This window comes from Curtobacterium sp. ISL-83, from assembly GCF_018613895.1.
In the GTDB taxonomy this organism is placed as follows: Bacteria; Actinomycetota; Actinomycetes; order Actinomycetales; family Microbacteriaceae; genus Curtobacterium.
The window spans coordinates 267993-290595 of sequence record NZ_JAGGPH010000003.1 but is presented as its reverse complement, the minus strand read 5'-3'; the positions used below and the strand labels follow the sequence as shown (position 1 = coordinate 290595).

The following is a 22603-nucleotide window of genomic DNA, read 5'->3' as shown; positions in this document are numbered from 1 at the left end:
GCGCCACGCGACCCCACGGAGCAGGAAGCGTCCACCGCCACGGGCTACGCTGGTCGGGTGAGCGCCACGAAGGTCTTCGTCGCCCGCCTTGCCGGGTGCTCCGTCTTCGACCCCGCGGGCGACCGTGTCGGCAGGGTCCGGGACGTCCTGGTCGTCTACCGCCGAGCGGATCCGCCGCGCGTGGTCGGCCTCATCGTCGAGGTCCCCGGCAAGCGCCGCATCTTCGTGAGCGTGGGCCGGATCACCTCCATCGGCGCCGGCCAGGTCATCACGACCGGCCTCGTCAACATGCGCCGCTTCGAGCAGCGCGGCGGCGAGGTCCGGGTGATCGCCGAGATGCTCGGCCGCAAGGTCCTCATCAAGAAGGAGCGCATCCGCGCCACCGTCGAGGACGTCGCGATCGAGGACCGCGGGCAGGGCGACTGGGAGGTCTCACAGCTCTTCCTCCGCAAGCCGAAGACCACGCCGTCCCCGTTCGGCAAGGGCCCGACGACGTTCTCGACGTGGAACGAGGTCACCGAGGACGAGCTCCCGGGTGAGGCCCAGTCTGCCGAGCACGTCATCGCCGCCTACTCCGACCTGGTGGCCGCCGACCTCGCGTCGACGCTGCTCGACCTGCCCGAGGAACGCCGGTTCGAGGTCGCCGAGGAACTGCCCGACGACCGCCTGGCCGACGTGCTCGAGGAGATGCCCGACCAGGAGCGCATCGAGATCCTGACCCGGCTCGAGGACGCCCGCGCCGCCGACGTCCTCGACCAGATGCAGCCCGACGACGCCGCCGACGTGCTCGCGCAGTTCTCCGACGAGCGCAGCGAAGCCCTGCTCCAGCTCATGGAGCCGGAAGAGGCCCAGGACGTCCGCATGCTGCTCGAGTACGAGCCGGACACGGCCGGTGGTCTCATGACGACCGAGCCGGTGATCGTCTCGGCGGATGCCACGGTCGCCGAGGGGCTCGCCCTCATCCGCCGGCACGAGCTCGCCCCCGCGCTCGGCGCGAGCGTCTGCGTCACCCTGCCGCCGTACGAACCCCCGACCGGGCGCTTCCTCGGCCTCGTGCACTTCCAGCGCATGCTCCGCTACCCGCCGAACGAGCGGCTCGGCACGCTCATCGACCAGCAGACCGAACCGGTGCGGGTCGATGCGAGTGCGGCCGAGGTCACCCGGGTCATGGCGACCTACAACCTGGTGTCGGTCCCCGTGGTCGACGACGCCCACCGCCTCGTCGGGGTGGTGACGATCGACGATGTCCTCGACCACGTCCTGCCGGACGACTGGCGAAGTCGGGACGAGACCAGCACGGCCTCGCGAGCACGACTCCGCCAACGCAAGGCGGCTGTGACGACGGAACGGAGGACCACTCGTGGCACGAACGGATGAGAACCGCCAGGAGCGGCTCGACTCACCGAAGGGCATGCGCACGCGCGTGCTGCCGACCCGTCGACGCAACGGCCGTGGGGACACCTTCGGCCGCGCCACCGAGGGCATCGCCCGTGCGATGGGCACGCCCTGGTTCCTCGTCGGTCTGACGCTCTTCGTCGCGGTCTGGATGGGCTGGAACACGCTCCTCCCGAAGGGCCTGCAGTTCGACTCGGCCGGGATCGGCTTCACCGCGCTGACGCTCGTGCTCTCCCTGCAGGCCTCGTACGCCGCCCCGCTGATCCTGCTCGCGCAGAACCGGCAGGACGACCGCGACCGCGTGCAGTTCGAGCAGGACCGGCAGCGCGCGGAGCGGAACCTCGCGGACACCGAGTACCTCGCCCGCGAGGTCGTGGCGCTCCGCCTGGCGATGCGCGACATGGCGTCGAAGGACTTCATCCGCGCCGAACTGCGCTCCCTGCTCGAGGAGCTCGACCGCCGCGACGCCGCGGACGCCGGCTTCGCCGACGAGACGGGTCCGACGATCGCCCGTGGCTGACGCCGCCGAGCTGCTCGGCAGTGCCGTCCTCGCGGCGCTCGGCCGGGTGATCGACCCCGAGATCCGTCGGCCCGTCACGGAGCTCGACATGATCCGCGGCGTCGACGTCCAGCCAGGAGGCTCGGTGCGCGTCGACCTGCAGCTCACGATCGTGGGGTGCCCCGCCGCCGACACGATCGAGCGGGACGTCCGCGCCGCCGCCGCGTCGGTGGCCGGCGTCACCGCGGTGGACGTCGACGTGTCCGTGATGTCGCCGACCCAGCGCGCCGCCCTGACCGACCGGCTGCGTGCGGGGCGCCCCCGGGGCGTGCAGTTCACGCCGGACTCGCTGACGCGGGTGATCGCCGTGACGAGCGGCAAGGGCGGTGTCGGGAAGTCGACCGTGACCGTGAACCTCGCCGCGGCGCTCGCGGCCGCCGGGCAGCGCGTCGGGATCGTCGACGTCGACGTGCACGGCTTCAGCGTCCCCGGCCTGATGGGGTTGACGGACGAGCACGGGGTCGCACCCCGGCCGACCCGTGTCGACAGCATGATCCTGCCGCCGGTCGCCCACGACGTGAAGGTCGTCTCGATCGGCATGTTCGTCGACGACGTCTCGACCGCGGTGTCCTGGCGCGGCCCGATGCTGCACCGCACGGTGTCCCAGTTCCTGACCGACGTGTGGTTCGGTGACCTGGACGTCCTGCTGCTCGACCTGCCGCCGGGCACCGGGGACGTGGCGATCTCGGTCGGCCAGCTGCTCCCCCACGCCGAGGTGCTCGTCGTGACGACACCACAGGCGGCCGCGGCGGACGTCGCCGAGCGGAGCGGGATCGTCGCTCGCCAGACCGGCCAGCGGGTCATCGGCGTGATCGAGAACATGGCGGGGCTCGTCCAGCCCGACGGCAGCGTCCTGCACCTGTTCGGTGAGGGCGGTGGCGCCGAGACCGCCAGACGGCTCTCCCGCGGGCAGGACGCACCCGTCCCGGTGCTCGGCAGCGTGCCGCTGTCGGTACCGCTCCGCGAGGGTGGCGACGCGGGTCTGCCCGTCGTGCTCGGTGCGCCGGACGACCCGGCCGCCGTCGCCCTGACCGCGATCGCCGCGGGCATCACGACGATGGGCCGGGGCCTGTCCGGCCGGAAGCTCGGGCTCTCCTTGTCCTGAGCCGCGATCCACCGCACGCAGCGGCTGCACGTTCCTGAGCGTCCGCTCATGGACTTCACGAGTGCACCAGCGCATTATGCAAGGGTATTCCACAATGCTCCTGCGGAATCAGGGCGCAGGAGTTGCAGCCGCCGGGCAACGTGGCTCGGCACAGGACAGGAGAACCGCGTGAACAAGAACACCCGGGTACGGATCGGCCTCGTGGCCTCCGTCATGGCAGTGGTCGCAGGGGGATCACTCGCCGCAGCACCAGCAGCGCTCGCGACCACGCCGGCGTGTGCGCCGAGCTGGAGTGCCGGCACCGCGTACAGCGGCGGCGCTGCCGTCAGCGAGAACGGCACGAACTACACCGCCAACTGGTGGACGCAGGGCGACGAGCCGGCCACCCACGCCGGTGCGACGGGGAGCGGACAGCCGTGGACCTCGACCGGAGCGTGTACCGGCGGCACGACCGGCGGCGGCTCCACGGGCGGCGGCTCGACCGGCGGCGGTTCCACGGGCGGTGGCTCGACCGGCGGCAGCGGCGGCACCGCGAGCGGCCTGGTGTTCAGCCCCTACAAGGACGTCACCGTGAACCTCGACTGGAACACGAACGTGATGAACACCGCCGTCACCGGGTCGCGCATCCCGGTCGTCGGGTCGAGCAACAGCCTGGTGTCCACCCGCGAACCCGGCCTGAAGGCGATCACCCTCGCCTTCGCGACCGGCACGTGCGGCAGCGAGAACTGGGGCGGTGTCGCCGCGGACGCGTTCGCGAGCGCCAACATCCCGAAGCTCGACGCCGCCGGGGTGAACTACATCGTCAGCACCGGTGGGGCGGCGGGCTCGTTCACGTGCTCCGGCACGGCGCTCCAGTCGTTCATCGCCCGGTACGCCACGCCGCACATGATCGGCGTCGACTTCGACATCGAGAGCGGGCAGTCCGCCGCCGACGTGCAGAACCTCGTGAACGCCGCGGCGCTCGCGCAGGCGAAGTACCCGGGCATGCGGTTCTCGTTCACGCTCGCCACCCTGGCCGCCTCCGACGGCTCGTACGGCGGACTGAACAGCACGGGTGACGCGACGGTGAAGGCGATCAAGGCGTCGAGCCTGACCAACTACACCGTCAACCTCATGACGATGGACTTCGGCCGGGCCACGACCGCGAACTGCGTCCTGTCCGGGTCGACCTGCGAGATGGGGCAGTCGTCCATCCAGGCCGTGAAGAACCTCGAGCACACCTACGGCATCGCGCCGTCGAAGATCGAGGTCACGCCGATGATCGGGGTGAACGACGCCTCGGACGAGGTCTTCACCCTGGCGGACGTCGACACCCTGACCGCCTACGCGAAGACGAACGGTCTCGCCGGGCTGCACTTCTGGTCGCTCGACCGTGACACGCCGTGCTCCTCGACGACCGCGTCCTCGACCTGCAGCTCGGTCCCGAGTGCGCCGGCCCTCGCGTGGACGGATCGCTTCATCGCGGACCTGAAGTAGGACCGACCCGGTCCGACGGATGGGAGGCGCGGTGCCAGCTGGCACCGCGCCTCCTGTCCGTCAGACGGCGACGGTGTCCGTCAGGACGGCGACGGTGTCCGTCCGGGTGCGACGTGTACGTCCGGGTGCGACGTGTCCGTCCGGTGCGACGGCGGACGCTACGTCGCCTCGGAGTCGTAGGGGGCGGCCTCCCCCTCGGCCAGCGGCACCAGCGGTGCCGTGGCCCGCACGCGTGACGCGGTGACCTGGGCGGCCTGCACGGATGTGGCGGTCGCACCGGTGGCCGAGTCGAGCAGGGCGTCGCGGATGATGCGGCGCGGGTCGTACTGACGCGGATCGAGCTTCTGCCAGTCGACGTCGTCGAAGTCCGGGCCCATCTCCTCGCGCATCCGGTCCTTCGCGGTGTCGGCGAACCGCCGGACGGCCTTGACGAACTCAGCGAGCTTCTGTGCGTACATCGGCAACCGCTGCGGACCCAGCAACAGGACCGCGATGATCCCGATGATCAGGATCTTGTTGAAGTCGATGGACACGCAAACGAGCGTAACCCGTCCCACTGCGCCGCACCCGTAGAGTTGACCCCCGAACGGAGTGTGCGTGTCAGAGAAAGCGTCGAACTGGAAGTTCGCAGAGGACCTCGTCTCGGAATCCGAGCCGATCGCCCGTGCTCGTGAGCACTCCCTGGAGCTCGGGGTCGAAGCGATCTCGCCTGCCATCGGGGCGCAGATCGCGGTGATCGCCGCGGCCTCGCGGGCATCGAGCATCATCGAGATCGGCACCGGCCTCGGCGTCTCGGGCCTGTACCTGCTGGGCGGCGCGCCCGAGGCGACCCTCACCACGATCGACGTCGAGGTCGACCACCAGCAGTTCGCGCGCGACGCCTACCTCGCGGCCGGCACCGCGCCGTCCCGCATCCGGCTCATCCCCGGGCGTGCGAACCAGGTGCTGCCCCGGATGAACGAGGCCTCGTACGACGTCGTGCTCGTCGACGCCGACCCGGAACACGTCATCGAGTACGTCGAGCACGGCCTGCGGCTCGCGCGGCTCGGCGGCACGGTGCTCGTCCCGCACGCGCTGTGGCGTGGACGGGTCGCGGACCCGGTGAAGCGGGACCGTGCGACGACGGACTTCCGGTTGCTGCTCACCGAGGTGTCGACCTCGGGTGCGGTGCGGAGTGCGCTCTCCCCGGCCGGCGACGGGCTGCTCCAGATGACCAAGGTCACCGCGTAGTCGGTCACGGCACGTCGGTACGGTTCGTCCCGTCGGCACGGTTCGTCCCGTCGGCTCGGTTCGTCCCGTCGGCTCGGTTCGTCCCGTCGGGCGTCTCCTCGGGGAGGTCCGGCTCGGCCAGGTGCCGCAGGTACCGTTCCGGGTACTCCAGGAACGCCCGCTGGTTGCGGACCAGGTCGAGGTCGCGCCAGTCGACGCGGCGGAGGCCCCACTCCCCCACCTCGTGGACCACCGCGCCGGGGAACGCCGCGAGCACCGGCGAGTGCGTCGACAGCACGACCTGCCCGACGCCCGTCTCGACGATGGACTGCAGCAGTCCGATCAGGGCCAGGCAGCCGGAGAACGACAGCGCCGACTCGGGCTCGTCGAGCACCCAGAGGCCCGGCCACTGCGCCCGGTCGATCACGAAGTCCAGGAACGACTCGCCGTGGCTGCGCTCGTGGAACACCGGCTCGGGCCGCTTGCCGGGGTGCTGCTCGAGGAACGTGAAGAGCCCGTGCATGGTCTCGGCGCGCAGGAAGAACCCGCTCTTCGGCGCCCCGGGTTCCCGCACGAGCACGAGGTGCTCCCAGAGCGAGGACTCACTCGGGCGTGTCGCGTGCCCGGACATCGTCGAACCGCCCTCGGCGCCCATCCCGAAGGCGATCGCGATGGCCTCGACCAGGGTCGACTTCCCGACGCCGTTGTCCCCGACGAACACGGTGACCGGGGCGAGGTCGAGTCCCTGGTCGAGGAGCTGGCGCACTGGCGGGAGCGTCCCGGGCCACACGGCGCGCGGGAGGGGGTCCGGCGCGTACTCCTCCACGCGGCGGATCGGCAGACGGGTCCTCGGCACGACACCATCTTGCCCACGCCCCCCGACAGGGCGGCGGCCAGGGTCCGCCAGGGTGCCCGCGGACGAGCGAGCACGCGACAGGGCCCGGAGCGTACGTGCTCCGGGCCCTGTCGTGTGGTGTTGTGGTGTGTTCGACGTACTAGGCCGAGACGACCTCTGCGAGTGCGTCGTGGAGTTCCTTGGCCTCGGCATCGTTGACCGAGACGACCAGGCGGCCTCCACCCTCGAGCGGAACCCGCACGACGATGAGTCGACCCTCCTTAACAGCCTCCATCGGCCCGTCACCGGTCCTCGGCTTCATGGCTGCCATCAGATGTCCCCTTTCGTGCAGTACATGCCCGCCCATTATCCCGTACCGGAGGGCGAACTGCGAAACAGCGCAGGTTGAGGCGCGTCGATCGCCCCCATCTCGCGGTTCGCGACCCTAGTCTGCAAGCATGCCGAACATCCGCTCCGCGCAGCGTCCGAGGCCAGCTCAGCGTCCCGAGGACTCCGTGCCGATCGGCATGCAGGTCGCCGGAGCGTTCTCGTGGCGACTGCTCGTGGTGGTGGCTGCCATCGCGGTGGTCGTCGTCCTGGTGGTCATGCTGCAGGACATCGTGGTGCCGTTCCTCATCGCCCTGATCCTCAGCGCCCTGCTGGCGCCCATGTCGGCGTTCCTGCAGCGACACCGGTGGCCGAAGTGGACCGCGGTGCTGTCGTGCTTCCTGGCGATCGTCGTCGTGATCGGCGGACTGGCGCTCATCGTCACGGCGCAGATCCGGTACGACCTGCCGTCGCTCGAGCGCCGCTTGCACCACAGCGTCGCGTCGGTGCAGATCCTGCTCGCGACGGAGCCCTTCGGCATCACCGCGCACGACGTGAACAAGTGGGTCTCCGACGGCGTGTCGTACCTGCAGGCGCACTCGTCGACGATCCTGTCCGGCTTCCAGGCCGCCGGATCCAGCGCGATCCACGTCGTCGAGGGCCTGTTCATCATCGTGTTCACCACACTGTTCGTGCTCATCGACGGTCCGCGCATCTGGGGGTGGGTCGTGCGGATCTTCCCGCGCCGGGCACGCCTGCGCCTCGACGTCGCCGGTCACGCCGGGTGGAAGACCCTGACGAGCTTCATCCGCGTCCAGCTCGTGGTCGCGATCACCGACGCGCTCGGCATCGTCATCGGCGCGCTCGCGCTGCAGTTGCCCCTGGCGATCCCGATCGGCGTGATCGTGTTCCTCGGCGCCTTCGTCCCGGTCGTCGGTGCGATCGTCGGCGGCATCGTCGCGGTCGCGATCGCGCTCGTCTTCAACGGGTGGGTGCCCGCGCTCGCCATGCTCGGCATCGTGGTCCTGGTGCAGCAGCTGGAGAGCCACGTCCTGCACCCGTTCCTGACCGGCAGCGCCGTGAAGGTGCACCCGCTCGGCGTGGTGCTCGGGGTGACCGCCGGCACCACGATCGCCGGGGTCGTCGGGGCGTTCTTCGCCGTGCCGTTCATCGCCACCGTCAACGCGATGGTCACGGCGGCGGCGGCGTGGCGACCGGGCGACCCGGTCCCCGCCGGGTCGACCGTGGCCGGGTCGGACGCACCGGACCGGACGGACCCCGAGGACTGACACCGGGCCTCCCGGCCGACCGCAGGGCGAGCCCAGCGCAGACGCTGGGCGGACGCGCGTCGGACGCAGCGCGGCGCCGCGATCACGGCGGCGTCCAGTCGTACCCGTTCACCCACCAGCAGTAGTACATCCACGTCCACTGCAGCACGACGGCGAGCACGACCAGGGCGACCCGGTACACGCGCGACCGCGGGAGCGCGACGATCCCGAGCAGCGGCGCGATCGGCAGCAGGATGCGCCAGGTGCTCGACTGCGGGAAGAACACCGCCAGCAGGTACACCAGGTACGCCACGGCCCAGAGCCGGAGTTCGAGCCCGAGCCGACGGGCCGCCGGCTGGAACACGAAGGCCGCGAAGCCGACGAGCACCACCACGAGCAGGATGTTCCCCGCCGGCTGCCGGAACCACCAGCCGAAGCCCTGCACCCACGGGGCGAACGGCACGAGCTCCTGCCACGGGATGTAGGCCGACCGCCACGCGATCTCGGTGTCGGTGTACGCCTTCGGCACCCCGGTGGCGGCCCAGGCGATGGCAGGCCACGCGAGCCCGACCAGGCCGGACACCACTGCGACGACGAGGGGCGGCACGACCGTCCGGATCCGCAGCGCTTCGCGCTCCCGGACCCACGCGGGCCGGATCGCCCACGCGCCGAGGAACACCACGACCAGCAGCGCGAACGCCAGGCCTGTCGGGCGGGTCATCCCGAGCAGCAGCACGACGGGGAGCATCGTCCACCAGCGCCGGTCGACCATGAGCAGCAGGGCGACGAGCAGCAGGAACAAGCCCATCGCTTCGGCGTAGGCGACCTGGAACATCGCGGAGACGGGGGCGACGCAGAACAGGACCGTGGCGAAGGTGGCACGACCGGGCTCGAGGAACTGCCCCATCAGCCGTCGGAACACCAGCGCGGCGCCCCAGCCGGCGAGCAGCGACACCGAGACCGCGACCACCTCGAAGGACGCCCCCGACACGACCATGAGCGCACGGACCAGGAACGGGTACGCCGGCATGAACGCCCACGCGTTCTCGGTGACGTGTCCCGCGGCGTCGACCGGCAGGGTGGACGGGTAGCCGCCGGCGGCGATGAGCCGGTACCAGGCGCCGTCCCAGATCGACGCGAACGCCAACGACGACGGTCGCGGCCCGGTGAACGGGTTCGCGGCCTGCACCGAGGCGAAGGACGCCAGCAGCACGCCGGTGACGACCCGGGACAGGACGTACACGACGGTGATGCGCACCCACCAGGGCACGACCCGGTACCGCGCACGCCAGCGGACGGCGGCGGTGGACCGCGCCGAGCCGATCGGGACGGCGCTCGACGAGCCGGTCGCCGTCGCGCCGGACCCGTCGGTGGTCACGCCGCCGTCCGTGGTCACGCCGTCAGCCACCGGCGGAGGCCGTCCTCCACCGCGGTGATCTGTGCGACGGCCACCTGCTCGTCGTCGTGGTGCGCGTACGTCGGCTCTCCCGGGCCGTAGTTCACCGCGGGCACGCCGAGGGCGGAGAAGCGGGCGACGTCGGTCCAGCCGTACTTCGGGCGCGGCGCCGGCCCGCCGACCGCGGCGACGAAGTCCTCGGCGAGCGGCGCGTCGAGTCCGGGGCGGGCCCCGGCGGCGAGGTCGACGATCTGGACGTCGAACCCGTCGAAGAGCTCGCGGATGTGGGCGACCGCCTCGTCCGCGCTGCGCGACGGCGCGAACCGGTAGTTGATGTGCACCATGGCCTCGTCGGGGATGACGTTGCCGGCGATGCCGCCGCTGATGCCGACGGCGTTCAGGCCCTCGCGGTACTCGAGCCCGTCGACCGTGACGGTCCGGGGCTCGTACGCGGCGAGGGTCGCCAGGATGGGGGCGGCCTTGTGGATCGCGTTGTCACCGATCCAGCTCCGGGCGCTGTGGGAACGCTTGCCGAACGTGCGGATCTCGGCACGGAGGTTGCCGTTGCAGCCACCTTCGATCTGCGCGCCGGACGGCTCACCGAGGATCGCGAAGTCCCCGGCGAGGAGCTCCGGACGGGTCCGGGCGAGACGGCCGAGCCCGTTCAGCGCGTCGCTGACCTCTTCGTGGTCGTAGAAGACCCACGTGACGTCCACGGACGGCGCGACGAGGTCGTACGCGAGCTTGAGCTGGACCGCGCAACCGCCCTTCATGTCGACGGTGCCGCGGCCCCAGAGGATCTCGGTGCCGTCGTCGGTCGTCCGGAACTCGGTCGGCAGGTTGTGGTTGAGCGGGACCGTGTCGATGTGCCCGGCGATGACGACCCGACGGTCACGGCCGAGGTGGGTCCGCGCGACGATGCTGTCACCGTCGCGGATCACCTCGAGGTGCGTCAGCGGCGTGAGGGCGGCCTCGATCGCGTCGGCGAGCGGTCCTTCGTCGCCGGACACCGACTCGATGTCGCAGATCGCGCGGGTGATGTCGATGGACGAGGCGGTGAGGTCGAGCGGCTCCGGCATGCCGTCACCTTAGCCGCCGCCTCTTGCGATGCGCTGGCCCCGGCGGGGAGGCTCGGTGTGCGTCACGCAGCGTCCGTCCGGTCGGTCGGTGGTCGCGTCCGGCGCCTCGGTACCCTGGTCCGGTGACCGAGACGACCAGCACCGCCCGCCCGACCTCCGCCTGGGGCCACGGCCTCGCGACGATCGCCGCCGACGGCACCGTGCTCGACACGTGGTACCCGGAGACGCACCTCGGACCGCTGCCGGACACCGAGGCCGCCGTCCCCGCAGCGCTCCGCGCCCACGTCGGCGACGACCCCCGCCGCGCGGTCCGGATCGAGGCCGTGACGACCGTGATCACGGTCGACGCGCCCCCCGCGAGCACCCCGGACGCGTACCTGCGACTGCACCTGCTGAGCCACCTGCACGTCCGCCCGAACGAGGTGAACCTCGACGGCGTGTTCGCCCACCTGCCGATCGTCGCCTGGACGAATGCGGGGCCCGTGCACCCCGACACGCTCGCCCGGCTGCGCCCGTCCCTGCAGCGCGCCGGCATCGCAGTGCACGCCATCGACAAGTTCCCGCGCCTGGTCGACTACGTCGTGCCGGACCGGGTCCGCATCGGCGACGCCAACCGCGTCCGACTCGGCGCGCACCTCGCCCCCGGCACCACCGTCATGCACGAGGGCTTCGTGAACTTCAACGCCGGGACGCTCGGCGAGGCGATGATCGAGGGCCGCGTCTCGCAGGGCGTCGTGGTCGGGGCCGGCACGGACATCGGCGGTGGGGCCTCCATCATGGGCACGCTGTCCGGCGGCGGGACCCTCCGCGTGTCCCTCGGCGAACGCGCGCTGCTCGGCGCGAACGCGGGGCTCGGCATCTCGCTCGGGGACGACTCCGTGATCGAGGCTGGCCTCTACGTCACGGCGGGCACGAAGGTGGTCCTGGTCGGTGCTGCGCCGAACCCGGACGGCACCGCGAAGACCGTGAAGGCCGCTGAGCTCTCGGGTGCCCCGAACATTCTGTTCCGTCGGAACTCCGTGACCGGTGCGGTCGAGGCGCTGCAGCGCCGGGGCGAGGGCATCCAGCTGAACACCGCGCTGCACGCGTAGCGCGTCAGGGCCGGGAGGCGCGTGGCGGCCCCGTCGAGCTGCGCCCCGCGCGGGCATCGCGCCCCGGAGGCGCGGGGTGCGATGCGCGCACCGGGGCGCCGTGCGCCGGACGGGGAGGGACGTCGCCGGCCAGCGCCGCGCCTCCAGAGCGCGCCGCACAGCGCAGCGCGAGCTGCGCCCCGAAACGCGCATCGCGCCCCGCAGAGACGGAGCGCGATGCAGGCACCGGGGCGCGGTGCGCCCCGACGGGCCGCGCCGCGCGTCAGCGCGCGGGCAGGTCCCGCTCCGGGTGCCCCACGTAGAGCTGCTGCGGGCGGCCGATTTTGTTGAGCGGGTCGTTGTTGAGCTCACGCCACTGGGCGATCCACCCCGGCAGACGCCCGATCGCGAACAGGACCGTGAACATCCGCGGCGGGAAGCCCATCGCCTTGTAGATGATGCCCGTGTAGAAGTCGACGTTCGGGTAGAGCTTGCGGCTGACGAAGTACTCGTCCTCGAGTGCGATCTGCTCGAGCTCCATGGCGATGTCGAGCAAGTCGTCCTGCACCCCGAGCGACTCCAGGACCTCGTGCGCGGACTCCTTCACGAGCTTCGCGCGGGGGTCGTAGTTCTTGTAGACGCGGTGCCCGAAGCCCATGAGCTTCACGCCCTGGTCCTTGTTCTTCACCCGCTCGACGAAGCGCGACACCGGCTCGCCGGAGTCCTTGATCTGCTGCAGCATCTCGAGGACGGCTTCGTTCGCGCCACCGTGCAGCGGCCCGTAGAGCGCGTTGATGCCCGCAGAGATCGAGGCGAACATGTTCGCCTTCGTCGACCCGACGAGCCGCACGGTCGAGGTCGACGCGTTCTGCTCGTGGTCCTCGTGCAGGATGAGCAGCCGCTCGAGCGCCTTCGAGAGCACCGGGTTCGGCTGGTACGTCTCGGCCATGGTGCCGAAGTTCAGCCGCAGGAAGTTGTCGACGAACGACAGCGAGTTGTCCGGGTACAGGAACGCCTGCCCGATCGACTTCTTGTGCGCGTACGCGGCGATCACCGGGAGCTTCGCGAGCAGCCGGACGGTCTGGAGCTCGACCTTCTCGGGGTCGTCGACGTCCATGTCGTCCTCGTAGTACGTCGACAGCGCGCTCACCGCGCTCGACAGCACCGACATCGGGTGGGCCGAGTGCGGCAGGGCATCGAACAGGCGACGGAGGTCTTCGTGCAGGAGGGTGTGGCGGCGGATCCGCGCATCGAAGCCCGCGAGCTCGTCGGCCGTCGGGAGCTCTCCGTAGATGAGGAGCCACGCGACCTCGAGGTACGTGCACCCGGAGGCGACCTGGTCGATCGGGTAGCCGCGGTAGCGCAGGATCCCCTGGTCGCCGTCGATGTAGGTGATGGCGCTCTTGGTCGAGCCGGTGTTCACGAAGCCGTAGTCGAGCGTGTTCAGCCCGGTCTGCTTCTTGAGCGTCGAGATGTCGATGGTGGATGCGCCGTCGACACTCGCCAGGATCGGGAACTCCGCCGTGCCCCCCGGGAACGTCAGCGTGGCGGTCTCGCCGCGTTCGGCGGCGGGACTCACGGGGACGGGCGTGGTTGGCGGTGTGGCCGTCTTCTGAGCGTCGTTGGCAGTGTCAGTCACGAGGACAGCCTAATCGCGGCCTCTGTCGCTCGTGCACATCGGGGAGGTTGCGATTTGGTGGGAACCACGGATTGCGTCCAGCCCGGAAGACGGGGTCGAAGCAGTCGGGAGGCGCGGTGAGGGCCCTGTAGGAGCCGTCACCGCGCACAGGTGCGCGGGTGCTCGACCGCGGGGACGATCCGGACGGGCGCGGTGCTGGACGTCAGGAGGCAGCGAGCCGCTGCCCGCTCGCGAGCCGCTGCGCGGCAGCAGCGATCCGCTCGTCGGTGGCGGTGAGGGCCACCCGCACGTGCTCGGCCCCGGCGGTGCCGTAGAACGTCCCGGGCGCGACGAGGATCCCGCGGTCGGCGAGCCACGCCACCGTGTCGAGTGCCGGCTCGCCCCGGGTCACCCACAGGTACAGCCCGGCCTGGCTGTGGTCGACGCGGAACCCGGCGGTCTCGAGTGCCCGTCGGAGCATGTTCCGGCGCGCACGGTACCGCGCCTTCTGCTGCTGCACGTGGGTCTCGTCCTCGAGCGCGACGATCATGGCCTGCTGGACGGGCAGCGGCGGCATCATGCCGGTGTGCTTCCGGATCGCGAGCACCTCGGCCAGGACGGCAGCGTCGCCGGCGACGAACGCGGCCCGGTACCCGGCGAGGTTCGACTGCTTCGACAGCGAGTAGACGCTGAGGACGCCGTCGAGGGAGTCCCCGACGACGCGGGGGTCGAGGATCGTCGGCGTCGGAGCGGTGTCGTACGGCGGCTCCCACCCGAGTTCGGCGTAGCACTCGTCACCGACGATGACCGCGCCGAGCTCGCGCGCACGGCGGACCGCGGCGGCGAGCGACTCGATCGAGAGCACCCGACCGTCGGGGTTGCCCGGCGAGTTGAGCCAGACGAGCCGGGTCGACTCCGGCCACTCGTCGGGGTCGTCCGAGGCGAGCGAGGACGCACCCACGAGGGCGGCCCCCAACTCGTACGTCGGGTACGCGGCGGCCGGGAACACGACGGTGTCCCCCGGGCCGATGCCGAGCCACAGCGCCAGCCCGGCGATGAACTCCTTCGACCCGATGGTCGGGAGGACCTGCTCGGGCGTGAGCTGTACGCCCTGTCGGCGGCCGTACCAGGCGGCGATCGCCTCACGCAGGGCGGGGGTGCCGGCGACCTGCGGGTAGGCGTGGGCGTCGGTGGCCTCGGCCAGGGCGGTCCGGACGACCGCGGGCGTCGGGTCGACCGGCGAACCGACGCTGAGGTCGACGATGCCGCCCTCGTGCGCGGCGGCACGCTCCTTGAACGGGACGAGCTGGTCCCACGGGAAGTCGGGGAGGTCGAGCGCCACCGGCGGTGTCCTCAGCCGCGCGCGGGCTCGGCGAGCACGACCGGGTGGTCCTTGTGGATCACGCCGACCTTGGCCGCCCCACCGGGAGAACCGATCTCCTCGAAGAACTCGACGTTCGCCTTGTAGTAGTCGGCCCACTGGTCGGGCAGGTCGTCCTCGTAGTAGATCGCCTCGACCGGGCAGACCGGCTCGCAGGCACCGCAGTCGACGCACTCGTCGGGGTGGATGTAGAGCGAGCGGTCACCCTCGTAGATGCAGTCGACCGGGCATTCGTCGATGCAGGCACGGTCCTTGACGTCCACACAGGGCTGGGCGATCACGTACGTCACGGTTGGGGTGCTCCCTTCGGACTGAGCGTGGTCGAGTCTACCCGCGGGACGAGGCGGACCCTGACCGGGCTGCCTCCGCGGCACGGGCGGCGCGGATGCCGGAGAGGTCCGGCCACGCCAGTGCGAACAGGGTGACGAGGGCCGGCGCGAACGTCCACACGTACCCGGCGGCGTTGGCGAGCACGAGCGGGGAGCTCTGACCGCCCACCGACACGAGCACCTGCGTCGCCACGATGATCCCGATCCCGATCGCCGCGACCATCCCCCGCGACCGGAAGAGCAGCCGGACACCCACGGTCAGGCCGACCACGATGAGCGTCGTGAGCACGAGACCGACCGGGAACGTGCCGATCGTCTGCTGGTGGGTCACCGTCCCGAGGGCCCCAACGAGGAGCCCCGCGACCAAGGCGACGACGAGCGCCGTCACCCGGCCCTGCGTCGAGAGCTCCGCGTACGTCTGCGGTGCCGGAGCGGCTGATGCGTCGGCGTGCCGGTAGGCCTCCACCGACGGCGCGGCCTGCCGGACGCCGTGCGGCATCACCCAGGTCAGCGCCCGCGGGTCACGGGGGTCGACCGGGTCCGCGGTGACCTGCGACCGGTACTGCTCGACGGCGGCACGGACCTTCGCCCGGACCGGCAGCACGTCGACGGTGACGTCGGCGTCACCGGAGGCCGGGTCGACGATCATCGAGAACGGGACCTCCTCGGCCTTCGCGGCGTACCGGACGGCGTGGTGGACCCGGACGTGGTCGGGGTGCCCGTACCCGCCGTCGTCGGCGTAGCTGATGACCGCGTCGGCACCGGTGGAACGGATGGCCGCTCGGACGTCGTCGACGACCTCACCGATGTCGGCGGCCGTGAGCGAGTCAGCGGGGGCGTCGTCAGCGGCGGTCGCGCGGCCGTCGGCACCCCACTGCATCCCCGAGTCGGTGTAGCGCCGCTCCGGCAGGTCGGTCGGGCGGGCACCCGGTCCGCCGAGCCACAGGTGGGCGGGACCGCCGAGCGCTCGGAGTGCTGCGGCGATCTCGGTCTCCCGGTGGCGCGCGACACGCGGTCCGTCGCCCGCGAGGGGCGCGAGCGCGGGAGTGAGCATCTCCCCGCGCTCACCGCGGGTCGCCGTCAGGACGGTGACCTCGGCGCCGCGCTCGAGGAGGGTGGCGATCGTCCCACCGGACGACAGGGTCTCGTCGTCGGGGTGGGCGTGCACGAACAGGACGCGCTCGGGGCGGGTGACGGGGGCCTTCGACATCACCGACCAGCGTACGGGTTCAGCGGGGCGTGACGATGTAGGTGGCGGTGACCCCGCCGTCGCCCTGCGAGAACGTCAGCACCACGCGGTACGCGTCGCTCCGGAACAGCCCGAACGCGCTCGTCGTGTCGGCGCGCTTGGCCGATTCGGTGAAGCCGGCGGTGGCGAGCTGCTGCGTGGCGGCCGCGAAGTCGCCGACGGAGCGCGGCCGGACCTGCGCGACCCAGCCCGAACCGTTCGGGCCGCTGCCACCGCCGAGGACCGTGCCGTCGACGAGCGGGACCTCCTTCGACGGGAACCCGTCCGGCACCTTGCCGTCCGACGTGACGTGGGCACCCTTGAGCGCGGTGTCGAGCGCGCCGTCGATCCCGCCGGCGACCGAGGCCATGCCGTCCTGGATCGCCTTGCCGTCGACGCCGTGGACGCTCTCGGCGACGCTCGACGCCACCGAGGACCCGAGGTCCGTCGCCTGCTGGACGGCCTCGGAGGAGCAGCCGGTCAGGCCGGCCAGGGCGATGCCGGCGGCGACGGCGGCGATCAGGGGGGTGGACAGTGCGGAGCGCATGCGGTCACGCTAGCGGCAGAGCCGGGAGGGACGGGGCGATTTCCCTGAGAACGTCACGTGGATCACGCTGGTCACCACGGGCCTCCGCGCCCACCCCCGCAGGGACGCGCATCAGGCGACGCACGGACGCGTCAGCCGACGTCGGCGCGCGTCAGGCGACGTAGGCGCGCGTGGCGGCGACGAACGCGTCGACGCCCACCGGGATCGCCGTCTCGGCGAGCGGAGCGTAGAACGGCGAGTGGTTGCTCGGGATCTCCTCCCCGCGGCGGAACAGGTCCGGGTCGGTGATGCCGGTGAACCAGTAGACGAGGGGTGCTCCCGCCGCGGTGGCGAGCTGGCCGACGTCCTCCGACGCCATCGCGAGTCCGATCTCCAGGTCGCGAGCGTCCGGGACGGCGTCGCGCAGGGCCTCGAGCACCGTGGCGGCGGCCTCCGGGTCGTTCACCGTGACCTCGGCACCGGGTGCGCGCTCGATCGTGGGTGCGGCGAGTCCCCCGGCCTCGCTCTCGGCACGGACGATCCGCTCGATCGAGCTGATGATCCGGGCGCGGGTGTCCTCGTTCCGGGCGCGGGTGGAGATCTCGATGACCGCCTGGTCCGGGATGATGTTCGCCCGGGTGCCGGCGTGGAAGCTGCCGACCGTGACGACCCCCGCGTCGCTCGGCGAGACCTCGCGCGCGACGACGGTCTGCAACCGGACGACCGCGGACGCTGCCGTGACGATCGGGTCGAGGGACGCCTGCGGGGCCGACCCGTGGGCACCGCGGCCGTTGAACGTGACCGTCAGGCGGTCGCTCGACGCCATCACCGGGCCGCTGCCGACGGCCACGACGCCCACCGGTGCGGGTGCCGAGTGCTGACCGAGCACGACGTCCGGCTTCGGGAAGCGCTCGACCAGGCCGTCGTCGATCATCGAGCGAGCGCCGGAGATGACCTCTTCCGCGGGCTGGAACACGGCGACGACGGTGCCGTGCCAGTCGTCCGTGGTGGCGGCGAGCCGCTCCAGCGTGCCGAGCAGCCACGTCACGTGGATGTCGTGCCCGCAGGCGTGCATGGTCGGGACGTCGGTGCCGTCCTCGTCGCGGCCGGTGTACTCGCTGGCGTACGGCAGCCCGGTGCGCTCCTGCACGGGCAGGCCGTCCATGTCCGCGCGGAGCCAGACGACGGGCCCGTCTCCGTTGGCCAGCACGCCGACGACACCGGTCACACCGATGCCGGTCGTGACCTCGATGCCGCCGATCTCGGCGAGGCGGTCCGCGACGATGCCGGCGGTCCGGTGCTCCTGGAAGCCGAGCTCGGGGTGGGCGTGCAGGTCCTGGTACAGCGAGAGCAGATCGAGAGTCACCACTCCACCGTATCCCTCGGCGGTGACGCCGACCCGGACGGGTGGTGCGGATCAGCCCGGACGGCCGACGGCCCGGCCACCTGCACAGGTGACCGGGCCGTCGGACGGGAGGCGAGCCTCCCGGATGGTGCTGACCGCTTACGCGTCCTGACGCTTCAGGCGGGCGTACGAGCGCTGGCGGGCCGAGGCGTCGAGCTCGACCTTGCGGATGCGCACGGCGTCGGGGGTGACCTCGACGCACTCGTCCTCGCGGGCGAACTCCAGGCACTCCTCCAGGGAGAGCTGGCGCGACGGGGTCATCGACTCGAACGTGTCGGCGTTGGCCGACCGCATGTTCGTGAGCTTCTTCTCCTTGGTGATGTTCACGTCCATGTCGTCGGCGCGCGAGTTCTCGCCGATGACCATGCCCTCGTAGACCTCTTCGGTCGGGTTGACGAAGAACGACATGCGCTCCTGCAGGTTCGTGATCGCGAACGGCGTCACGACACCCGAGCGGTCGGAGACGATCGAGCCGTTGATCCGGGTCTGGATCGCGCCGGCCCACTCGTCGTAGCCGTGGAAGATCGCGTTCGCGATGCCGGTGCCGCGGGTCTCGGTGAGGAACGACGTGCGGAAGCCGATCAGGCCGCGCGACGGGACGATGAACTCCATGCGCACCCAGCCGGTGCCGTGGTTCGTCATGTTCTCCATGCGGCCCTTGCGGGCGGCCATGAGCTGCGTGATGGCGCCGAGGTACTCCTCCGGCGTGTCGATCGTCATGTGCTCGTACGGCTCCTGCAGCTTGCCGTTCTCGTCACGCTTGGTGACGACCTGCGGCTTGCCGACGGTGAGCTCGAAGCCCTCGCGACGCATCTGCTCGACCAGGATGGCGAGCGCGAGCTCACCACGGCCCTGGACCTCCCAGGCGTCCGGACGGCCGATGTCGAGGACCTTGAGCGAGACGTTGCCGACGAGCTCGCGGTCGAGGCGCTCCTTGACCATGCGAGCGGTGAGCTTGTGCCCCTTGACCTTGCCGACGAGCGGCGAGGTGTTCGTGCCGATCGTCATGGAGATCGCCGGCGCGTCGACCGTGATGGTCGGCAGCGGGCGGACGTCCTCCGGGTCGGTCAGCGTCTCACCGATGGTGATCGTGTCGAAGCCGGCGACGGCGACGATGTCACCGGGGCCGGCGGACTCGGCCGGGTAGCGGTCGAGCGCCTTCGTGATGAGGAGCTCGGTGATGCGGGCGTTGACGACGGAGCCGTCGTGCTTGACCCACGCGACCGTCTGGCCCTTCTTCATGGTGCCGTGGAAGATGCGCAGCAGCGCGAGGCGACCGAGGAACGGCGAGGCGTCGAGGTTCGTGACGTGCGCCTGCAGCGGGTGCTCGTCGTCGTACTTCGGCGCCGGGACGTGCTGCAGGATGGCCTCGAACAGCGGCTCGAGGTCGTCGTTGTCGGGCAGCGTGCCGTCGGCCGGCTTGTTGCGCGACGCGGCGCCGTTGCGGCCGGACGCGTAGACGACCGGGACGTCGAGGATCGCGTCGAGGTCGAGGTCGTCGACCTCGTCCGACAGGTCCGACGCCAGGCCGAGGAGCAGGTCCTGCGACTCGGAGACGACCTCGTCGATGCGGGAGTCGGGGCGGTCGGTCTTGTTCACGAGCAGGATCACCGGGAGCTTCGCGGCGAGGGCCTTGCGGAGCACGAAGCGCGTCTGGGGCAGCGGGCCCTCGGACGCGTCGACGAGCAGGACGACACCGTCGACCATGGAGAGGCCGCGCTCGACCTCACCACCGAAGTCGGCGTGGCCCGGGGTGTCGATCACGTTGATCGTGATCGGGCCGCCGGCACCGAACTCCTTCGCGTGCACGCCGTTGTAGAGCACCGACGTGTTCTTCGCGAGGATGGTGATGCCCTTCTCGCGCTCGAGGTCGTTCGAGTCCATCATGCGGTCTTCGCCCTCGAAGTGGGCGTCGAACGAGTTGGTCTGCGTGAGCATCGCGTCGACGAGGGTGGTCTTGCCGTGGTCGACGTGTGCCACGATGGCGACGTTGCGCAGGTCGGACCGGGTGGCGAGCGCCATACAGGACATCCTTCTAATTTCTGGAGAGTGTCGGGCCGGTGGTCTCTGACACACCACGCCCGCGGGCAGAATGCCCGACACGCCAGTCTACCGGTAGTCCGCAACCCCGAGGAGTACAGCGAATGAGCCGTCGGCGAACGTGGGTCGAGATCACCATCGTGTTGCTGCTCTCGTTGGGCGGCAGCGCGCTCTACTCGATCCTGCAGTTGATCGACGACCTGTCCCAGACGACACCGCTCGGCAAGCAGTCCACCGCGCTCAACACGTCGACCACGACCGTGCAGTACGTCGACCTCGCGCGGCAGCTCCTCGGCATCGCGGTCGACCTCGCGCCCGTGGCCCTCGTCGCCTACCTGCTCTGGAGCACGACCCGACCGCACCTGTCCCGCCTGGGGATCGACCGGTTCCGGGTCCGGCCCGACCTCGGCGGCGCGGCCCTCATCGCGCTCGGCATCGGGATCCCGGGCCTCGCGCTGTACTTCACCGGCCGCGCGTTGGGCATCACCGTCAACGTCGACCCCGCGGCCCTCGGCTCGTACTGGTGGACGATCCCGGTGCTGCTGCTCTCCGCGATCCGGAGTGGGCTGCAGGAGGAGGTGATCGTCATCGGGTACCTGTACGCACGGCTCGGGGAGCTCGGGTGGGGACGCTGGCAAGTGATCCTGTCCACCGCCCTGCTGCGCGGGAGCTACCACCTGTACCAGGGCTTCGGCGCGTTCATCGGCAACGCGGTGATGGGCGTGGTCTTCGGCTGGATCTACACGAAGTGGGGGCGCCTGCTGCCGCTGGTGATCACGCACTGCCTGCTCGACGCCGCCGTGTTCGTCGGGTACCCCTGGGTGGCGCACGCGTTCCCGCAGCTGTTCCGCTGACGAGCAGCTCCCGCCTGGACGGTCTGCGCGCACCGCGCCCCCAGTTGTGGGGTGGTCCGGAGAACGCACAGCGGAGACCGTAACCGCACGAGGGCCGCTCCCCTACCGTGGCGGGCATGAGCATCCCCGAGGTCGGCGACACCGCGCCGTCCTTCACCCTGCCCGGCATGGTCGTCCGTGCCGGACGCCGCACGGACGACCAGTACGACCTGTCCGCCGCCATCGGCCGGACGCTGGTCCTCGCCTTCTACCCGGGCGACGCCACCCTGGTCTGCACCGCCCAGCTCTGCAGCTACCAGGAGGAACTCGACGACTTCGGCGACCTCGGTGCGCTCGTGTGGGGCATCAGCCCGCAGGCGCTCGACTCGCACGAGGAGTTCGCCCGCGACGCCTCCCTGACCTTCCCGCTCCTGAGCGACACGAGCGGTGACGTCATCCGCGCCTACGGGGTGCAGGCGCCGGGCATCGGGCTGCGCCGGTCGGTCTTCGTGATCGGTCCGGACGGCGTCGTCCGGTGGCGGCACGTCGGCCTGGTCGGACTGCGGTTCCCGAAGGCCCGGACCATCCGCCGACAGATCGAGCAGCTCGTCGCGTAGGTCGGCGTGTCCGTTTCCTGAAACTCTCGGCACCGGGGCTTGACACCCGAACGGGGGCCCGGCGACGATTGTGCACACGAGAGGTCCACCCAGGATCTGCCTCCCCGGGGAATCGGGTCGTCCGGAGATACGTGCTGGTGTGTCACACCCGCTCCCCGGGCGTTCCCGGGGAGGCACTCTCGCACACGTCGGGGCCAGTCCACGTCCGGGACGCGTCCACGTCCGGGCCGGGTCCACGTCCGGGCCAGTCCACGTCCGGGCCGGGTCCACGTCCCACCAGGGCGCGAACGCACCGGCCCCGTACGATGTCGCGCGTGCCCACCACGATCGTCGCCCCCGGCATGCGCCTGCTCGCCGTCGTCCTCTGGATCGCCGCGGTCGCGCTCGTCCCGCTCGCACTCGTCCGCGGTGGCTCCCCGTGGCTGGCCGCCGTGCCGAGCGTGTTCATCGCCTTCGTCGCCTGGGCGGTCCTGTGGCGCCCGCGCTTCGAGCTGACCGACGAGCACCTGCGCATCGTCGACGTCCGCCGTGCGAGCACCTACTCGTGGCGCCGCGTGACGGAGATCCGCACCAAGTACGGCATCGAGGTCGTCACCAGCGAGGGCGTCCGCCGCACCTGGCTCGCCACCCGACCGACGGCGCGCCTCCGACTCGACCCACCCCGCTCCGCGGCGGACGGGAGGCACCCGGTCCCGCTGACCGTGGAGGCGGCGGCCGAGCAGATGCGGACCCACCTGCCCGCGGACGCACCGCAGGACGGCCCACCTCCGGCGACCGTGACGGCTGCGCCGATCACCCACCGCGTGCACGGCTGGACCGTGGCCGCCATGATCGTCCTCGGCGTCGTCGCGACCGCCGCCGCTGGTCGGCTCTGACCGCAGCGCGCCGCTCGGCGACCGGCCGCCCA

General features: G+C 71.3%; 22 protein-coding genes. 10 read left to right on the top strand and 12 right to left on the bottom strand.

Annotation, left to right across the window (positions count from 1 at the left end):
- Positions 1-57: 57 nt before the first annotated feature.
- The 4 genes from J7E22_RS02855 (at position 58) to J7E22_RS02840 (ending at position 4535) form a co-directional block, all read left to right on the top strand.
- Positions 58-1377, top strand: a complete 1320-nt coding sequence (locus J7E22_RS02855) for a magnesium transporter MgtE N-terminal domain-containing protein (RefSeq protein WP_214978638.1) — start codon at positions 58-60, stop codon at positions 1375-1377.
- Between the two features lie 34 nt (positions 1378-1411).
- The gene (locus tag J7E22_RS02850; protein WP_251008664.1) at positions 1412-1915 is read left to right on the top strand and encodes a DUF1003 domain-containing protein; all 504 of its coding nucleotides are present in this window, start codon (positions 1412-1414) and stop codon (positions 1913-1915) included.
- Complete coding sequence (locus J7E22_RS02845) at positions 1908-3059, top strand: P-loop NTPase (protein ID WP_214978634.1); 1152 nt, start codon at positions 1908-1910, stop codon at positions 3057-3059. Before J7E22_RS02850 ends, J7E22_RS02845 begins: the two co-directional genes overlap by 8 nt.
- A gap of 168 nt (positions 3060-3227) precedes the next feature.
- Complete coding sequence (locus tag J7E22_RS02840) at positions 3228-4535, top strand: carbohydrate-binding protein (protein WP_214978632.1); 1308 nt, start codon at positions 3228-3230, stop codon at positions 4533-4535.
- 158 nt (positions 4536-4693) lie between these two features.
- Here the strand turns inward: J7E22_RS02840 and J7E22_RS02835 are convergent, their stop codons facing one another.
- Positions 4694-5068: a twin-arginine translocase TatA/TatE family subunit gene (locus J7E22_RS02835; protein ID WP_214978630.1), complete on the bottom strand. Its 375-nt coding sequence runs from the start codon at positions 5066-5068 to the stop codon at positions 4694-4696.
- Between the two features lie 64 nt (positions 5069-5132).
- Here J7E22_RS02835 and J7E22_RS02830 point away from each other — a divergent pair, with 64 nt between their 5' ends.
- A complete protein-coding gene (locus J7E22_RS02830; protein WP_214978628.1) occupies positions 5133-5765 on the top strand; it encodes a class I SAM-dependent methyltransferase in 633 nt (210 codons plus the stop codon).
- 4 nt (positions 5766-5769) lie between these two features.
- Here J7E22_RS02830 and J7E22_RS02825 read toward each other — a convergent pair whose 3' ends face one another.
- Together J7E22_RS02825 and J7E22_RS02820 are read right to left on the bottom strand one after the other, a co-directional pair.
- On the bottom strand, positions 5770-6600 hold the full coding sequence (locus J7E22_RS02825) for an AAA family ATPase (RefSeq protein WP_308159122.1): 831 nt from the start codon (positions 6598-6600) through the stop codon (positions 5770-5772).
- 139 nt (positions 6601-6739) lie between these two features.
- Positions 6740-6910, bottom strand: a complete 171-nt coding sequence (locus J7E22_RS02820) for a DUF3117 domain-containing protein (protein ID WP_022905043.1) — start codon at positions 6908-6910, stop codon at positions 6740-6742.
- Between the two features lie 127 nt (positions 6911-7037).
- Between J7E22_RS02820 and J7E22_RS02815 the strand changes: the two genes are divergently transcribed.
- Positions 7038-8195, top strand: a complete 1158-nt coding sequence (locus J7E22_RS02815; RefSeq protein ID WP_214978626.1) for an AI-2E family transporter — start codon at positions 7038-7040, stop codon at positions 8193-8195.
- An 82-nt stretch (positions 8196-8277) separates the two neighbouring features.
- On the opposite strand, the gene J7E22_RS02810 is transcribed toward J7E22_RS02815, so the two are convergent.
- Positions 8278-9570 carry a hypothetical protein gene (locus tag J7E22_RS02810; protein WP_308159121.1) on the bottom strand — a complete coding sequence of 431 codons (1293 nt, stop codon included), beginning with the start codon at positions 9568-9570 and terminating at the stop codon, positions 8278-8280.
- Complete coding sequence (dapE, locus tag J7E22_RS02805) at positions 9567-10649, bottom strand: succinyl-diaminopimelate desuccinylase (protein ID WP_214978624.1); 1083 nt, start codon at positions 10647-10649, stop codon at positions 9567-9569. Before dapE ends, J7E22_RS02810 begins: the two co-directional genes overlap by 4 nt.
- 122 nt (positions 10650-10771) lie before the next feature.
- Here dapE and dapD point away from each other — a divergent pair, with 122 nt between their 5' ends.
- Entirely contained in the window at positions 10772-11740 is a 969-nt protein-coding gene (gene dapD / locus J7E22_RS02800) for a 2,3,4,5-tetrahydropyridine-2,6-dicarboxylate N-succinyltransferase (protein WP_214978622.1), read from the top strand.
- Between the two features lie 262 nt (positions 11741-12002).
- Here the strand turns inward: dapD and J7E22_RS02795 are convergent, their stop codons facing one another.
- The 7 genes from J7E22_RS02795 to typA all read right to left on the bottom strand — a co-directional run bounded on the left by J7E22_RS02795 (position 12003) and on the right by typA (position 20228).
- The gene (locus J7E22_RS02795; RefSeq protein WP_214978791.1) at positions 12003-13298 is read right to left on the bottom strand and encodes a citrate synthase; all 1296 of its coding nucleotides are present in this window, start codon (positions 13296-13298) and stop codon (positions 12003-12005) included.
- Between the two features lie 262 nt (positions 13299-13560).
- Positions 13561-14679 (bottom strand): succinyldiaminopimelate transaminase, encoded by a 1119-nt coding sequence (gene dapC, locus J7E22_RS02790; protein WP_214978620.1) that lies wholly within the window; start codon positions 14677-14679, stop codon positions 13561-13563.
- Between the two features lie 11 nt (positions 14680-14690).
- Positions 14691-15008 carry a ferredoxin gene (gene fdxA / locus J7E22_RS02785; RefSeq protein ID WP_214978619.1) on the bottom strand — a complete coding sequence of 106 codons (318 nt, stop codon included), beginning with the start codon at positions 15006-15008 and terminating at the stop codon, positions 14691-14693.
- A gap of 37 nt (positions 15009-15045) precedes the next feature.
- Positions 15046-16257 (bottom strand): PIG-L deacetylase family protein, encoded by a 1212-nt coding sequence (locus J7E22_RS02780; protein ID WP_214978617.1) that lies wholly within the window; start codon positions 16255-16257, stop codon positions 15046-15048.
- 19 nt (positions 16258-16276) lie between these two features.
- Complete coding sequence (locus J7E22_RS02775) at positions 16277-16822, bottom strand: hypothetical protein (RefSeq protein WP_214978615.1); 546 nt, start codon at positions 16820-16822, stop codon at positions 16277-16279.
- 151 nt (positions 16823-16973) lie between these two features.
- Positions 16974-18167, bottom strand: coding sequence for an amidohydrolase (locus J7E22_RS02770; RefSeq protein ID WP_214978613.1), 1194 nt, complete (start codon positions 18165-18167; stop codon positions 16974-16976).
- Positions 18168-18305: 138 nt separating this feature from the next.
- Complete coding sequence (typA, locus tag J7E22_RS02765; protein ID WP_214978611.1) at positions 18306-20228, bottom strand: translational GTPase TypA; 1923 nt, start codon at positions 20226-20228, stop codon at positions 18306-18308.
- A 122-nt stretch (positions 20229-20350) separates the two neighbouring features.
- Between typA and J7E22_RS02760 the strand changes: the two genes are divergently transcribed.
- The 3 genes from J7E22_RS02760 to J7E22_RS02750 all read left to right on the top strand — a co-directional run bounded on the left by J7E22_RS02760 (position 20351) and on the right by J7E22_RS02750 (position 22571).
- Positions 20351-21100 carry a CPBP family intramembrane glutamic endopeptidase gene (locus tag J7E22_RS02760; protein ID WP_214978609.1) on the top strand — a complete coding sequence of 250 codons (750 nt, stop codon included), beginning with the start codon at positions 20351-20353 and terminating at the stop codon, positions 21098-21100.
- Between the two features lie 116 nt (positions 21101-21216).
- Entirely contained in the window at positions 21217-21696 is a 480-nt protein-coding gene (locus tag J7E22_RS02755; protein WP_214978607.1) for a peroxiredoxin, read from the top strand.
- Positions 21697-22010: 314 nt separating this feature from the next.
- The gene (locus J7E22_RS02750; RefSeq protein WP_214978605.1) at positions 22011-22571 is read left to right on the top strand and encodes a hypothetical protein; all 561 of its coding nucleotides are present in this window, start codon (positions 22011-22013) and stop codon (positions 22569-22571) included.
- Positions 22572-22603 lie beyond the last annotated feature (32 nt).

Bases quoted from the DNA above. Each gene is read 5' to 3' on its own strand.
- J7E22_RS02850 (WP_251008664.1), top strand. From the start codon at position 1,412: ATGCGCACGCGCGTGCTGCCGACCCGTCGACGCAACGGCCGTGGGGAC.
- J7E22_RS02820 (WP_022905043.1), bottom strand. From the start codon at position 6,910: ATGGCAGCCATGAAGCCGAGGACCGGTGACGGGCCGATGGAGGCTGTT.
- J7E22_RS02815 (WP_214978626.1), top strand. From the start codon at position 7,038: ATGCCGAACATCCGCTCCGCGCAGCGTCCGAGGCCAGCTCAGCGTCCC.
- dapE (WP_214978624.1), bottom strand. From the start codon at position 10,649: ATGCCGGAGCCGCTCGACCTCACCGCCTCGTCCATCGACATCACCCGC.
- J7E22_RS02780 (WP_214978617.1), bottom strand. From the start codon at position 16,257: ATGTCGAAGGCCCCCGTCACCCGCCCCGAGCGCGTCCTGTTCGTGCAC.
- J7E22_RS02775 (WP_214978615.1), bottom strand. From the start codon at position 16,822: ATGCGCTCCGCACTGTCCACCCCCCTGATCGCCGCCGTCGCCGCCGGC.
- typA (WP_214978611.1), bottom strand. From the start codon at position 20,228: ATGGCGCTCGCCACCCGGTCCGACCTGCGCAACGTCGCCATCGTGGCA.
- J7E22_RS02760 (WP_214978609.1), top strand. From the start codon at position 20,351: ATGAGCCGTCGGCGAACGTGGGTCGAGATCACCATCGTGTTGCTGCTC.
- J7E22_RS02755 (WP_214978607.1), top strand. From the start codon at position 21,217: ATGAGCATCCCCGAGGTCGGCGACACCGCGCCGTCCTTCACCCTGCCC.